Genomic DNA, 794 nt, shown 5'->3' with positions numbered 1-794 from the left:
GTGTGTTGTTTGAGAACTGCACAGTGGACGCGAGCATCTTTGTTGTAAGTAATGAAGAGCGTACGGTGGATGCCTTGGCACCAGGAGCCGATGAAGGACGTAGGAGGCTGCGATAAGCCTCGGGGAGCTGTCAACCGAGCTGAGATCCGAGGGTGTCCGAATGGGGAAACCCAGCACGAGTGATGTCGTGTTACCTGCACCTGAATATATAGGGTGTGTGGAGGGAACGTGGGGAAGTGAAACATCTCAGTACCCACAGGAAGAGAAAACAACAGTGATTCCGTCAGTAGTGGCGAGCGAACGCGGAAGAGGCCAAACCATGTGCATGTGATACCCGGCAGGGGTTGTGCGTGTGGGGTTGTGGGGTTTGTTTTTGTCGATTCTGCCGGATCGGCCGACAGTAAGAAATCATGTGGTTAGTCGAAGTGGTCTGGGATGGCCTGTCGTAGAGGGTGAGAATCCCGTAGACGAAAACTGTGTGACTGTCGAAGTGAATGCCCAAGTAGCAGCGGGCCCGTGAAATCTGCTGTGAATCTGTCGGGACCACCCGATAAGCCTGAATACTCCCTGGTGACCGATAGCGGACTAGTACCGTGAGGGAAAGGTGAAAAGTACCCCGGGAGGGGAGTGAAATAGTACCTGAAACCGTGCGCTTACAATCCGTCAGAGCCTTCGAGTGACTTGTCACTGGGGGTGATGGCGTGCCTTTTGAAGAATGAGCCTGCGAGTTAGTGGTATGTGGCGAGGTTAACCCGTGTGGGGTAGCCGTAGCGAAAGCGAGTCCGAATAGGGCG

Annotated in this window: 1 rRNA gene; it reads left to right on the top strand. The window is 54.3% G+C overall.

From position 1 onward, the window contains the following. Positions 1-42 precede the first annotated feature (42 nt). A 23S ribosomal RNA gene (locus tag AC0IX4_RS22945) occupies positions 43-794 on the top strand; the annotation flags it as partial.

Source organism: Rhodococcus sp. AC861, from assembly GCF_979256035.1.
This window is presented reverse-complemented; position numbering and strand designations above follow the sequence as displayed.